9 protein-coding genes are annotated in these 13,547 nt (G+C 70.4%); 7 read left to right on the top strand and 2 right to left on the bottom strand.

All coding sequences use genetic code 11. The annotated features are described in order from the left end of the window. Nucleotides 1-200: 200 nt before the first annotated feature. A complete protein-coding gene (locus tag ACIA8N_RS02165; protein ID WP_365777213.1) occupies nt 201-3,188 on the top strand; it encodes a bifunctional [glutamine synthetase] adenylyltransferase/[glutamine synthetase]-adenylyl-L-tyrosine phosphorylase in 2,988 nt (995 codons plus the stop codon). Nucleotides 3,189-3,258: 70 nt separating this feature from the next. Here ACIA8N_RS02165 and ACIA8N_RS02160 read toward each other — a convergent pair whose 3' ends face one another. Then, nucleotides 3,259-4,203, bottom strand: a complete 945-nt coding sequence (locus tag ACIA8N_RS02160) for a phosphatase PAP2 family protein (protein WP_365777211.1) — start codon at nt 4,201-4,203, stop codon at nt 3,259-3,261. Nucleotides 4,204-4,292: 89 nt separating this feature from the next. Next, nucleotides 4,293-5,315, bottom strand: a complete 1,023-nt coding sequence (locus ACIA8N_RS02155) for a LacI family DNA-binding transcriptional regulator (protein WP_365777209.1) — start codon at nt 5,313-5,315, stop codon at nt 4,293-4,295. A gap of 349 nt (nt 5,316-5,664) precedes the next feature. Between ACIA8N_RS02155 and ACIA8N_RS02150 the strand changes: the two genes are divergently transcribed. From ACIA8N_RS02150 to ACIA8N_RS02125, 6 genes are all read left to right on the top strand, one after another. Beyond that, nucleotides 5,665-6,942 carry an extracellular solute-binding protein gene (locus ACIA8N_RS02150; RefSeq protein ID WP_365777207.1) on the top strand — a complete coding sequence of 426 codons (1,278 nt, stop codon included), beginning with the start codon at nt 5,665-5,667 and terminating at the stop codon, nt 6,940-6,942. A gap of 19 nt (nt 6,943-6,961) precedes the next feature. After that, nucleotides 6,962-7,978: a carbohydrate ABC transporter permease gene (locus ACIA8N_RS02145; RefSeq protein ID WP_030208160.1), complete on the top strand. Its 1,017-nt coding sequence runs from the start codon at nt 6,962-6,964 to the stop codon at nt 7,976-7,978. Then, a complete protein-coding gene (locus ACIA8N_RS02140) occupies nt 7,972-8,841 on the top strand; it encodes a carbohydrate ABC transporter permease (protein ID WP_365777640.1) in 870 nt (289 codons plus the stop codon). The genes ACIA8N_RS02145 and ACIA8N_RS02140 overlap by 7 nt, the downstream gene beginning before the upstream one ends. Before the next feature lie 62 nt (nt 8,842-8,903). Then, nucleotides 8,904-10,571 carry an alpha-amylase family glycosyl hydrolase gene (locus tag ACIA8N_RS02135; protein WP_365777204.1) on the top strand — a complete coding sequence of 556 codons (1,668 nt, stop codon included), beginning with the start codon at nt 8,904-8,906 and terminating at the stop codon, nt 10,569-10,571. After that, a complete protein-coding gene (locus tag ACIA8N_RS02130; RefSeq protein ID WP_365777202.1) occupies nt 10,559-11,644 on the top strand; it encodes a LacI family DNA-binding transcriptional regulator in 1,086 nt (361 codons plus the stop codon). Before ACIA8N_RS02135 ends, ACIA8N_RS02130 begins: the two co-directional genes overlap by 13 nt. A gap of 122 nt (nt 11,645-11,766) precedes the next feature. After that, nucleotides 11,767-13,485 (top strand): carbohydrate-binding module family 20 domain-containing protein, encoded by a 1,719-nt coding sequence (locus ACIA8N_RS02125; RefSeq protein ID WP_365777200.1) that lies wholly within the window; start codon nt 11,767-11,769, stop codon nt 13,483-13,485. Nucleotides 13,486-13,547 lie beyond the last annotated feature (62 nt).

The raw sequence follows: 13,547 nt of genomic DNA, 5'->3' as shown, positions 1-13,547 counted from the left end.
CGAGCGGGGCGGACCCTCGGAACCAGCAAGACGGACTTTCAAGAAATACGGTTCATCGGGCCCGAAAAGCGATCAATGTGCGAGACGTCACGTGTGATCCGCTGCGAACCGAAGGCCCGGCCGCCCCCGCCCCCCGCTCCGGATAGGCTCGATCCGCCCGGTCACCACCCGGGGTCGACCTGCACGGAGGGAGCGGCGGAATGACGGTGCCGGGGCGCAGGAGCAGCACCTTCTCACGTCTGCTGCGGCACGGGTTCACCGACCCCTCCGCGGCCGAGCGGCTCCTGGACGTGCCCGAGCTGTCCGCCCTGCGCGGCGACTCCGTCCTCCTCGACGCCCTCGGGGCCACGGCCGACCCCGACCTCGCCCTGCGCGGCCTGGTCCGGCTGGCCGAGGCACAGCCGGAGACCGAACGGCAGACGTTCACGACCACGCTGCTCTCCGCCAAGCCGTTCCGTGACCGGCTCCTCGGGGTGCTCGGCGCCTCAGAGGCGCTCGCCGACCACCTGGCCCGGCACCCCCGCGACTGGGAGTCCCTCGTCACGTACGAGGCGGTCGACCTGCACCCGGGGGTCGCGGAGTTCGAGCGGGGGCTCGCCGAGGCCGTCGACGCGGTCACGCTGCGGGTCGCCTACCGCCGCTGCCTGCTCGCCATAGCGGCCCGTGACGTGTGCGGCACCATCGACGTCGCCGAGACCGCCGCCGAGCTCGCGGACCTGGCGACGGCCACCCTGCGCGCCGCGCTCGCCATCGCCCGTTCCGCCGAGCCCGCCGACGCCGCCCAGTGCCGGCTCGCGGTGATCGCGATGGGCAAGTGCGGCGGCCACGAGCTGAACTACGTCTCGGACGTGGACGTGATCTTCGTGGCGGAGCCGATGGAGGGCGCCGACGAAGGGAAGGCGCTGCAGGCCGCGACCCGGCTCGCCTCCCACCTGATGCGGATCTGCTCCGAGACGAACATCGAGGGCACCATCTGGCCGGTCGACGCCAACCTCCGCCCCGAGGGCCGCAACGGCCCCCTCGTCCGTACGCTCTCCTCCCACCTCGCCTACTACCAGCGCTGGGCGAAGACCTGGGAGTTCCAGGCCCTCCTGAAGGCACGCGCCGTGGCCGGCGACCCGGAGCTCGGCGCCCAGTACATCGACGCCGTCTCCCCGCTCGTCTGGCAGGCCGCCGAGCGCGAGAACTTCGTCCCCGACGTGCAGAAGATGCGCCGCCGCGTCGTCGACAACATCCCCGCCGCCCAGATCGACCGCGAGCTGAAGCTCGGCCCCGGCGGTCTGCGGGACGTCGAGTTCGCCGTACAGCTCCTCCAGCTCGTGCACGGCCGCAGCGACGCGGGACTGCACAGCGCCACCACCCTCGACGCGCTCGCCGCCCTCGCCGCCGGCGGCTACGTCGGCCGGGCCGACGCCGCCCAGCTCGACGAGGCGTACCGCTTCCTGCGGGCCATGGAGCACCGCATCCAGCTGTACCGGCTGCGCCGCACCCATCTCGTCCCCGAGGACGAGCCCGGCCTGCGCCGCCTCGGCCGTTCGCTCGGACTGCGCACCGACCCGGTCGCCGGGCTGAACAAGGAGTGGAAGCGGCACGCCGCCGTCGTCCGCCGCCTCCACGAGAAGCTCTTCTACCGGCCGCTGCTCGACGCCGTCGCCCAGCTCGCCCCCGGCGAGATCCGGCTCAGCCCGAAGGCGGCCGGACAGCGGCTCGAAGCGCTGGGGTACGAGGACCCCGCCGCCGCCCTGCGGCACCTGGAGGCGCTGGCCTCCGGCGTGAGCCGGAAGGCCGCGATCCAGCGGACGCTGCTGCCGGTGCTGCTCGGCTGGTTCGCGGACTCCGCCGACCCGGACGCCGGCCTGCTGGGCTTCCGCAAGGTCTCGGACGCGCTCGGCAAGACCCCCTGGTACCTGCGGCTCCTCAGGGACGAGGGCGCCGCGGCCGAGAACCTCGCCCGGGTGCTGTCGGCCGGCCGGCTCACCCCCGACCTGCTGCTCCGCGCCCCGGAGGCGGTCGCGCTCCTCGGCGACCCGGAGGGGCTGAAGCCGCGCGGCCGGGACCATCTGGAGCAGGAGGTCCTGGCGGCGGTGGGCCGGGCGGGCGACGCCGAGCAGGCGGTCGCGGCGGCGCGCGGGGTGCGCCGCAGGGAGCTGTTCCGTACCGCGGCGGCCGACCTCATCGGCTCGTACGGCACGGAGGACAACCCCCGCGAACGCGATCCCGGCGCCCTGGTCGACCGGGTGGGGGACGCCGTCACCGATCTCAACGCGGCGACGATCGCCGGCGCCCTGCGGGCCGCCGTGCGCGCCGAGTGGGGCGAGGAGCTGCCCACCCGGTTCGCGGTCATCGGCATGGGCCGCTTCGGCGGTCACGAGCTGGGGTACGGCTCCGACGCCGACGTCCTGTTCGTGCACGAGCCGCGCGAGGGGGGCGACGAGCAGGAGGCGGCCAGGGCCGCGAACCGGGTGGTCGCCGAGATGCGCAGGCTCCTCCAGCTGCCGACCGCCGACCCGCCGCTGCTGATCGACGCGGACCTCAGGCCGGAGGGCAAGAGCGGCCCCATGGTCCGCACCCTGAAGTCGTACGAGGCCTACTACCGCCGCTGGTCCCTCGTCTGGGAGAGCCAGGCGCTGCTGCGCGCCGCCCCCATGGCGGGCGACCGGGAGCTCGGGGAGCGGTTCATCGCGCTCGTCGACCCGCTGCGCTATCCCGCGGAGGGCCTCGGCGAGGACGCGGTCCGCGAGATCCGCCGCCTCAAGGCCCGGATGGAGTCCGAGCGGCTGCCACGCGGCGCCGACCCGACGCTCCACGCCAAGCTGGGGCGCGGCGGCCTGAGCGACGTCGAGTGGACGGTCCAGCTGCTCCAGATGCGGCACGGCTGGGCCGAGCCGGGGCTGCGGACGACCCGGACCCGCGAGGCGCTCCGGGCGGCGCACGCCGCGGGCCTGATGGCGGCGGAGGAGGCGCAGACCCTGGACGAGGCCTGGGTCCTGGCCAGTCGCGTCCGCAACGCGGTCATGCTGGTCCGCGGCCGGCCCGGCGACACCTTCCCTTCGGACCCGCGGGAGCTGGCGGCGGTGGGGCGGTACCTGGGGTACGGCCCAGGGCGCGTCGGTGAGCTGGTGGACGACTACCGCCGGATCACCCGCCGGGCCAGGGCCGTCGTCGACGAGCTGTTCTACGGGGGCTGACGAGCTGTTCTACGGGGCCAGGGGTGTCTGGCCGATCAGGCCCCGCCGTCGCCGGCGGGGCCTGGTCAGGTCACCTGCCGGAGGTGACCCGCGGCTGTTCCGTCGGCTCGCCCGTATCGCCGGTGGCCTCGTCGGCCGCCGCGCTCTCGCGGTCCGTCCCCTTCGCCCGGGGCGGACCGCCCGCGGCGATCGGCGCCGCCGGCTCCACCAGCTTGGGCAGGTGGTGCGGCCGGGAGCCGTACCAGAAGTACGAGACGAGGAAGCCGAAGGCGAGGCAGATCATGCCGCCGACCGCGTCCAGCCAGAAGTGGTTCGCGGTGGCGACGATCACCACGAGCGTCGCCACCGGGTAGAGCACGCCCAGCATCTTCGCCCAGGGCGCCTTGGCCAGCAGGAAGATGGTCAGCCCGCACCAGAGCGACCAGCCGATGTGCATCGACGGCATCGCCGCGTACTGGTTCGACACGTGCTTGAGGTTCCCCGAGGCCATCGAGCCCCAGGTCTCGTGCACGAGGACCGTGTCGACGAAGTTCAGGTCGGTCATGAGCCGGGGCGGCGCGAGCGGGTACAGGTAGTAACCGACCAGCGCCACACCGGTGGTGGCGAACAGAACGGTACGGAACGCCCCGTAACGGCCCGGATGCCATCGGTAGAGCCATACGAGTACACCGATGGTCACGATGAAGTGCAGCGTGGCGTAGTAGTAGTTCATCGAGACGATCAGCCAGGTCACCGAGTTCACGGCGTGGTTGACGGTGTGCTCGAAGGCCAGGCCGATGGACTGCTCGGCCTGCCAGATCCAGTCGGCGTTCTTGAACGCCTGGGCCTTCTGCTCCGGCACCGCGTTGCGGATGAGGGAGTACGTCCAGTAGCTCACCGCGATGAGCAGGATCTCGAACCAGATCGTGGGGCGCCGGGGCCCGCGCGTCCGCAGCCGCGACAGCCTGCCGTCGGCCACAGTGGGTGACGACGGGGTCGTCCGGTCGTCCAAACTCTTCACGGTCGTTTCACCCATAGGCAGAGAGTGTGCCAGATCCCCTCCCCCCGACCGATCATCCTACGGACGGGTGACGGGCGCACCCGCTCCCCCTCAGGGAGGAGCCCTCAGGGACGAGAGGGAGCCGAGGCCGTTGAACCGCGAACGACCAGCTCAGGCATGAAGACGAACTCCGAGTGCGGGGCCGGTGTGCCCCCCACCTCTTCGAGCAGCGCGCGGACCGCGGCCTGTCCCATCGCCTGCACGGGCTGCCGGATGGTGGTCAGCGGCGGATCGGTGAACGCTATGAGGGGAGAGTCGTCGAAACCGACGACGGAGACGTCCCGCGGCACGTCGAGGCCCTGCTGCCGGGCGGCCCTGATCGCGCCGAGCGCCATCATGTCGCTCGCGCAGACGACCGCCGTGCAGCCCCGGGAGATCAGCGCCCCGGCCGCCGCCTGGCCGCCCTCCAGGGTGTACAGGGAGTGCTGGATCAGTTCCTCGGACTCCTCGGGGCTGAGGCCGAAGCGCTCCGCCATGCCCTGCTGGAAGCCCTCTATCTTGCGGAGCACCGGCACGAACCGCTTCGGTCCCACGGCGAGCCCGATCCGTGTGTGCCCGAGCGAGGCCAGGTGCGTCACGGCGAGCCGCATCGCGGCCCGGTCGTCGGGGGAGACGAAGGGCGCCTGGACCTTGGGGGAGAAGCCGTTGAGGAGGACGTACGGGACGCCCTTGCCGCGCAGCTGGTCGTAGCGGGTCATGTCGGCGGTCGTGTCGGCGTGCAGTCCGGAGACGAAGATGATGCCGGCGACGCCGCGCTCCACCAGCATGTCGGTGAGCTCGTCCTCGGTGGACCCGCCGGGGGTCTGGGTGGCGAGGACCGGCGTGTAGCCCTGCCGGGTCAGGGCCTGCCCGATGACCTGCGCGAGCGCGGGGAAGATCGGGTTGTCCAGTTCGGGGGTGATGAGGCCGACGAGCCCCGCGCTGCGCTGGCGCAGTCGTACGGGCCGCTCGTAGCCGAGCACGTCGAGCGCGGCGAGGACGGATTCACGGGTGGCCGTGGCCACGCCGGGCTTGCCGTTGAGCACGCGGCTGACTGTGGCCTCACTGACCCCCGCCTGGGCTGCGATGTCGGAAAGCCGCGCGGTCATGGGGATGGACTGTACCGGTCACGCGGCGTATTGCCCACCGCACGGATGATGCAAGCCACCTCGCAAGGTCTTGCAGTCCTTGCAGGGCGTACGGGGTCGGTCACGGGGCGCACGCGGACACCGGAGGGCGCGCGAGAGGCGTGTGTCACCTGGTGTCAAGCGATGCGATGGCAACCTTAGGGACACGTCGATGTAACGATCGCCGGTGCTTGCAGAAAGTTCTCGCAAGGTCTTTCGGCTCGTTTTCATCTTTGTTACGTTCCTGGCAACCCGGAGCGCCGCGAGGGAGCGGTCGCAATGAGGAAGGTTCCAGCCCCTCGTCCCCCCGGGATCAGTTGAAGGAGTTCACATGCGGCGTGGCATAGCGGCCACCGCTCTGGTCGCGGCCCTGGGCGTGACCCTGGCGGCGTGCGGGAGCGACAGCGGTTCGAACGGCGGCGGCTCCAAGAGCTCGGGCGAGCTCTCCGGCACCGTGACCTGGTGGGACACCTCTACGGTCGGCTCCGAGGACAAGGTCTTCAAGAAGATCGCCGAGGACTTCGAGAAGAAGCACCCCAAGGTCACCGTCAAGTACGTGAACGTGCCGTTCGGTGAGGCGCAGAACAAGTTCAAGAACGCCGCGCAGTCCGGTTCCGGCGCCCCCGACGTCATCCGCTCCGAGGTCGCCTGGACCCCCGAGTTCGCGGACCTCGGCTACCTCGCCCCGCTCGACGGCACCGCGGCCCTGAAGAACAACGAGGACTTCCTCAAGCAGGCCGCCGCCTCCACCCAGTACAAGGGCAAGACCTACGGCGTCCCGCAGGTCATCGACTCCATGGGCATCTTCTACAACAAGAAGATCTTCAAGGAGGCCGGCGTCGAGGTCCCCAAGACCATCGACGAGCTCAAGACCGTCTCCGCCAAGATCAAGCAGAAGACCGGCAACCCCGGCCTGTACCTGCGCGGCGACGACGCCTACTGGTTCCTCTCCTTCCTGTACGGCGAGGGCGGCGACCTCGTCGACGCCGAGAAGAAGTCGATCACCGTCGACAACGCCGCCGGTGTGAAGGCCTTCAAGGTCGTCAAGGACCTGGTGGACTCGGGCGCGGCCAAGACCGACGCGACCGACGGCTGGAACAACATGCAGACGGCCTTCAAGGACGGCAAGGTCGCCATGATGATCAACGGCCCGTGGGCCGTCTCCGACACCTACGCCGGCAAGGAGTTCACCGACAAGGCCAACCTGGGCATCGCCCCGGTCCCGGCCGGTTCGGCCGGCCAGGGTGCCCCGCAGGGCGGTCACAACCTCGCCGTCTACGCGGGCTCCAAGAACCTCGACGCCTCCTACGCCTTCGCCGACTACATGACCTCGGCCGAGACCCAGGCGACGGTCGCGAAGGAGCTCAGCCTCCTCCCGACCCGCGAGTCCGTCTACATCAAGCCGGACGTGGCGACCAACGAGATGATCACCTTCTTCAAGCCGGTCGTCGACAAGGCCGTCGAGCGCCCCTGGATCCCGGAGACCGGCAGCCTCTTCGCGCCGCTCGTCACCGAGTACACCAAGGTCCTCACCGGCCAGACCACCCCGGACGCGGGAGCCAAGGCGACGGGCGACGCCTACCGCAAGCTCCTGAAGGACTGGAAGTAACAGGAAGGCAGGCCGGCTGATGGCTGTGGACACCCCCAGCCAGTCGGTGGTGAAGGCCGCGGGCGACAGCGTCGCCCGCGGCCGGAGCCGCGGAACTGGTAAGCCCCGGCGCGCGGCGAAGAAGCGCTCCCTCTCCACCCACTGGTACGCCTGGGCGATGGTCGCCCCGGTGACCGTCGTGATCGCCGTGATCATCGGTTACCCGCTGGTCCGCGGCGTCTACCTGTCGTTGACGAACGCCAACGAGCGGAACGTCGCCCGCTCGATCGGTGTCAACGAGATCCCGGCCACCTACGAGTTCGTCGGCCTGGACAACTACGCCGACGCGATCACCGGCAGCCAGTTCCTCGCGACGCTCGGCTGGACGATCCTCTGGACCGTGTCCTGTGTGGCGATCACCTTCGTCCTCGGCCTGAGTCTCGCCAACGTCCTCAACCGCAGGATCGCCGGCCGCTCCGTCTACCGGATGCTGCTCATCCTGCCCTGGGCCGTGCCCGGTTTCGTCTCGGTCTTCGCCTGGCGCTTCCTCTACAACCAGGACAACGGTCTCCTCAACCAGATCCTCGCCGGCGGCGGCATCGACGCCGTCCCGTGGCTGAACGACCCCACCTGGGCCAAGTTCTCGGTCATCCTCGTGAACGTCTGGCTCGGCATCCCGTTCATGATGGTCGCCCTCCTCGGCGGGCTCCAGTCCATCCCCGGCGAGCTGTACGAGGCCGCCGAGATGGACGGCGCCAACGCCTGGCAGCGCTTCCGGCACATCACCATGCCCGGGCTCAGCTCGGTGTCCACGACGGTGATCCTGCTCTCCACCATCTGGACCTTCAACATGTTCCCGGTGATCTTCCTGCTCACCCGGGGCGGACCCGGCGAGGCCACCCAGATCCTCGTCACCCAGGCGTACAAGTTCTCCTTCGAGATCAGCCCGCGCGACTTCGCCCAGTCGTCCACGTGGGGCGTCCTCATCCTGGTCCTCCTGATGATCTTCGCCGCGATCTACCAGCGCGTCCTCCGCAAGCAGGGAGAAGTCTGGTGACCACCACGACCCCCGTCCCCACCGAGAACATCCAGGTCCGCGGCCGCCGTTCGCCGCTCGCCTCGGTCGCGCTGCACGTCACGCTGATCGTGGCGTCCGTGATCGCCGTCTTCCCCGTGCTGTGGGTCCTGCTGACCTCGCTCAAGCCGGCGCAGTACGCCACGACGACGGACTTCTTCAAGGAGACGACGCTCGCGAACTACACGAACCTCCTGAACGACACCCCGTTCCTGACCTGGTTCGCCAACTCGCTGCTCGTCGCCGGTCTCACCACCGTCATCGGCGTCTTCATCTCCGCCACCACGGGCTACGCCGTCAGCCGCTTCCGCTTCCCCGGCAAGCGCGGCCTGATGTGGACGCTGCTCATCACCCAGATGTTCCCGGTCGCCGTCCTCATCGTGCCGATCTACAACATCATGGCGTCGATGGGCCTGCTCAATCAGCCCGTCGGCCTGGTCATCACGTACCTGACGATCGCGGTCCCGTTCTGCGCGTGGATGATGAAGGGCTTCTTCGACACCATCCCGCGCGAGATCGACGAGTCCGGCTACGTCGACGGCCTCACCCCGTTCGGCACCTTCTGGCGGCTGATCCTGCCGCTGGCCAAGCCGGGCATCGCCGTCACCGCCTTCTACTCCTTCATCACCGCCTGGGGCGAGGTGGCCTACGCCTCCGCCTTCATGGTCGGCGACGAGAACCTCACCCTGGCCGGCGGACTGCAGAAGTTCGTCAACCAGTACGGCGCCCAGTGGGGCCCGATGGCCGCGGCCTCCGTGCTCATCGCCATCCCCGCCGCCCTGGTGTTCCTCTTCGCCCAGCGGCACCTGGTCACCGGCATGTCAGCCGGTGCCGTCAAGGGCTGACGGCCCTGAGCGCCCCTTCTGTACGCACCCCTGTACGCACCTCCTTACCTCCCAGGGAAGACATGACCCAGCATCTCGCCACCCCGGCCGACGCCCCGACCACCGGCACGCACACGGGCTGGTGGAGAGACGCGGTGATCTACCAGGTCTACCCGCGCAGCTTCGCCGACGGCAACGGTGACGGCATGGGCGACCTGGAGGGCATCCGCAGCCGGCTGCCGTACCTCAAGGAACTCGGCGTCGACGCCGTCTGGCTCTCCCCGTTCTACGCCTCGCCGCAGGCCGACGCCGGCTACGACGTCGCCGACTACCGGGCCATCGACCCCATGTTCGGCTCGCTCCTCGACGCCGACGCCGTGATCCGCGACGCCCACGAACTGGGCCTGCGCATCATCGTCGACCTGGTCCCCAACCACTCCTCCGACCAGCACGAGTGGTTCCAGCGCGCGCTGCGCGAGGGCCCCGGGTCCGTCCTGCGGGAGCGCTACCACTTCCGCCCCGGCAAGGGGAAGAACGGCGAACTGCCGCCGAACGACTGGGAGTCCATCTTCGGCGGCCCGGCCTGGACCCGTACCGAGAACCCGGACGGCACCCCCGGCGACTGGTACCTGCACCTGTTCGCCCCGGAGCAGCCCGACTTCAACTGGGAACACCCCGCCGTACGGGACGAGTTCCGCTCGATCCTGCGCTTCTGGCTCGACATGGGCGTCGACGGCTTCCGCGTCGACGTCGCCCACGGCCTCGTCAAGGCCGAGGGCCTCCCCGACCTCGGCGCCCACGACCAGCTGAAGCTGCTCGGCAACGACGTCATGCCCTTCTTCGACCAGGACGGCGTCCACGAGATCTACCGCTCCTGGCGGCAGGTCCTCTCCGAGTACGACGGCGAGCGCATCCTCGTCGCCGAGGCCTGGACCCCCACCGTCGACCGCACCGCGAACTACGTGCGCCCCGACGAGATGCACCAGGCCTTCAACTTCCAGTACCTGGGCACCCACTGGGACGCCGCCGAGCTGCGCCGCGTCATCGACGAGTCGCTGGAGGCGATGCTCCCCGTCGGCGCCCCCACCACCTGGGTGCTGTCCAACCACGACGTCACCCGGCACGCCACCCGCTTCGCCAACCCGGCGGGCCTCGGCACCCAGCTGCGCACCCCCGGCGACCGCGCACTCGGTCTGCGCCGGGCCCGCGCCGCGACCCTGCTGATGCTGGCGCTGCCCGGTTCGGCGTACGTCTACCAGGGCGAGGAGCTCGGCCTGCCGGACGTCACCGACCTGCCCGACGAGGTCCGTCAGGACCCGTCGTTCTGGCGGGCCAGCGGCCAGGACGGCTTCCGCGACGGCTGCCGGGTCCCGATCCCGTGGACCGTCGAGGGCTCCTCGTACGGCTTCGGCGACGGCGGCTCCTGGCTGCCGCAGCCCGCGGCCTGGGGGGACTTGAGCGTCGAGGCCCAGACCGGCGACCCCGGCTCCACCCTGGAGCTGTACCGCAGCGCGCTCGCCGTGCGCCGCGAGCGCCCCGAACTCGGTGCGGGCGAAGGCGTCCAGTGGCTGGAGGCACCCGAGGGTGTGCTCTCCTTCCGCCGCGACGGCTTCGTCTGCACCGCCAACACCACCGGCCGGGCCATCTCCGTCCCGCTGCCCGGCCGGTATCTCCTCTCCAACGAGGAAGTGCGGATCGTCGACGACGAGGCACTCGTGCCCGCCGACACCACCGTCTGGTGGGCGGTGTGACGATCCCCCTGCCGCGGGGCACCGGAAACGGTGCCCCGCGGCTCGCGGACATCGCGGCCCAGTCCGGGGTCAGCGAGGCCACCGTCAGCCGGGTCCTCAACGGCAAGGCGGGAGTGGCCGGCGCGACCCGGCACAAGGTGCTCGCGGCCCTCGACGTGCTCGGTTACGAGCGTCCCGTACGCCTCAAACGCCGCAGCGCGGGCCTCGTCGGGCTCGTCGTGCCCGAGCTGACCAACCCGATCTTCCCGGCGTTCGCGCAGGTCGTCGAGCAGGTCCTCGCCGGGCACGGCTACACCCCGGTGCTCTGCACCCAGATGCCCGGCGGCGCCACCGAGGACGAGCTCGTCGAGCAGCTCGTGGAGCGCGGGGTGGCCGGCATCGTCTTCCTCTCCGGGCTGCACGCGGACGCCTCCGCCGACCCGGCCCGCTACGCCCGGCTGACCGCCCGCGGCGTGCCGTACGTCCTCATCAACGGCTACAACGAGAACATCGACGCCAACTTCGTCTCCCCCGACGACCGGGCCGCGGCCCGCATGGCCGTACGCCACCTCGTCGAGCTGGGCCACGAGCGGATCGGGCTCGCCATCGGCCCCACCCGCTACGTCCCCTCGCGCCGCAAGGCCGAGGGCTTCGCCGCCGAGCTGTACGAGCTCCTCGGCGTCGAGCGGGCTGACGCGGAACGGTTCATCAGACCCACGCTCTTCGGCGTCGAGGGCGGCCACGCCGCCGCCGACATCCTGCTCCGCGAGGGGTGCACGGGCATCGTCTGCGCCTCCGACCTGATGGCGCTCGGCGTGATCCGCGCCGTCCGCGCCCGCGGTCTCGACGTGCCCGGGGACGTCTCCGTCGTCGGCTTCGACGACTCGCCCCTGATCGCCTTCACCAGCCCGCCGCTGTCCACCGTGCGCCAACCGGTCCAGGCCATGGCCACGGCCGCCGTCGGCGCGCTCCTGGAGGAGATCGAAGGCAATCCGGTGCAGCGCACGGAGTTCGTCTTCCAGCCGGAACTGGTCGTCCGCGGCTCCACCGCGCAGCCGCCGGCCAAGGCCCCCCGGCTGCAAGCTCTTTCGTAACAAGTTACGCGGAGGTGTCCGGAGGGTTGACCGGGCGTCGGGTCACTCGTACGGTCACGGCTGAAAACAGTTGCTGAAGCTTTCGGCAACTTCTTGCGACAGTGAAGTCAGCAGGAGGAAGCATGGCCAGAAGAACCGTGGCCGCTGCACTCGCCCTCGTGGCGGGAGCCGCCGCTGTGGCCGTCACGGGAAACACCCCGGCGCAGGCCACCCCACCCGGCGAGAAGGACGTCACCGCGGTGATGTTCGAATGGAACTTCGCCTCGGTCGCCCGCGAGTGCACCGACCGCCTGGGCCCCGCCGGATACGGATACGTGCAGGTCTCCCCGCCCCAGGAACACCTCCAGGGCGGCCAGTGGTGGACCTCGTACCAGCCGGTCAGCTATAAGATCGCCGGTCGTCTCGGCGACCGCACCGCCTTCAAGAACATGATCGACACCTGCCACGCGGCGGGCGTCAAGGTCGTGGCCGACTCCGTCATCAACCACATGGCGAACGGCTCCGGCACGGGAACGGGCGGGACCCCGTTCTCCAAGTACGACTACCCGGGCCTCTGGTCCGGCTCCGACATGGACGACTGCCGCTCCTCGATCAGCAACTACGGCGACCGAGGCAACGTCCAGAACTGCGAACTCGTCCAGCTCCCCGACCTCGACACGGGTGAGGAGTACGTCCGCGGCAAGATAGCGGGCTACCTGAACGACCTCCTCTCGCTCGGCGTCGACGGCTTCCGGATCGACGCCGCCAAGCACATGCCGGCCGCCGACCTCGCCAACATCAAGTCCCGGCTGACGAACCCGAACGCGTACTGGAAGCTGGAGGCCATCCACGGCGCAGGCGAGGCCGTCTCCCCGAGCGAGTACCTCGGCAGCGGAGACGTCCAGGAGTTCCGCTACGCCCGCGACCTCAAGCGCGTCGTCCAGAGCGAGAAGCTCGCCCACCTCAAGAACTTCGGCGAGGCCTGGGGCTACATGCCCTCCGGCCAGTCCGGCGTCTTCGTCGACAACCACGACACCGAGCGCGGCGGAGACACCCTCTCCTACAAGGACGGCGCGAACTACACCCTCGCCTCCGTCTTCGCGCTCGCCTGGCCCTACGGCTCCCCGGACGTCCACTCCGGCTACGAGTGGAGCGACAAGGACGCGGGCCCGCCCAACGGCGGCCAGGTCAACGCCTGTTACGCCGACGGCTGGAAGTGCCAGCACGCCTGGCGCGAGATCTCCTCCATGGTGGCCTTCCGCAACACCGCGCGCGGCCAGGCCGTCACGAACTGGTGGGACAACGGCAACAACGCCATCGCGTTCGGCCGCGGCTCCAAGGCGTACGTGGCCATCAACCACGAGTCCTCCGCGCTCACCCGCACCTACCAGACCGCCCTGCCCGGCGGCACCTACTGCGACGTCCAGTCGAACACGCCCGTGACGGTGAACTCGTCCGGCCAGTTCACGGCCACCCTCGCCGCGAACACGGCCCTGGCCCTGCACGTCAACGCCACCGGCTGCGGCGGCACCACCCCCACCACGCCGCCGACGACGACCCCGCCCGCCACCACCGGCGCCTCGTTCAACGTCAACGCCACCACCGTGGTCGGCCAGAACATCTACGTCACCGGCAACCGCGCCGAGCTCGGCAACTGGTCCACCGCCGCCGCCCTGAAGCTCGACCCGGCCACGTACCCCGTCTGGAAGCTCGCCGTCGGCCTCCCCGCCGGCACGGCCTTCGAGTACAAGTACGTCCGCAAGGACGCCGCGGGCAACGTCACCTGGGAGTCCGGTGCCAACCGCACCGCGACCGTCCCCGCCTCGGGCCAGATCGTCCTGAACGACACCTTCCGCAACTGAGCCTCCCCCTCTCCGCAGGGCCGCCCCCACCGGGGCGGCCCCCCTTCCCGTACCTCCAGGGA

Origin of the sequence: Streptomyces sp. NPDC051822, assembly GCF_044452745.1 — a bacterium.
In the GTDB taxonomy this organism is placed as follows: domain Bacteria; phylum Actinomycetota; class Actinomycetes; order Streptomycetales; family Streptomycetaceae; genus Streptomyces.
Note: the sequence above shows the minus strand (reverse complement) of the source record. Positions and strands in the feature narration are given on the sequence as shown.

Excerpts from the sequence above, each read along its gene's own strand:
- ACIA8N_RS02160 (WP_365777211.1), bottom strand. The coding sequence starts at position 4,203 with ATGGGTGAAACGACCGTGAAGAGTTTGGACGACCGGACGACCCCGTCG.
- ACIA8N_RS02145 (WP_030208160.1), top strand. The coding sequence starts at position 6,962 with ATGGCTGTGGACACCCCCAGCCAGTCGGTGGTGAAGGCCGCGGGCGAC.
- ACIA8N_RS02135 (WP_365777204.1), top strand. The coding sequence starts at position 8,904 with ATGACCCAGCATCTCGCCACCCCGGCCGACGCCCCGACCACCGGCACG.
- ACIA8N_RS02125 (WP_365777200.1), top strand. The coding sequence starts at position 11,767 with ATGGCCAGAAGAACCGTGGCCGCTGCACTCGCCCTCGTGGCGGGAGCC.
- ACIA8N_RS02165 (WP_365777213.1), top strand. The coding sequence starts at position 201 with ATGACGGTGCCGGGGCGCAGGAGCAGCACCTTCTCACGTCTGCTGCGG.
- ACIA8N_RS02155 (WP_365777209.1), bottom strand. The coding sequence starts at position 5,315 with ATGACCGCGCGGCTTTCCGACATCGCAGCCCAGGCGGGGGTCAGTGAG.
- ACIA8N_RS02150 (WP_365777207.1), top strand. The coding sequence starts at position 5,665 with ATGCGGCGTGGCATAGCGGCCACCGCTCTGGTCGCGGCCCTGGGCGTG.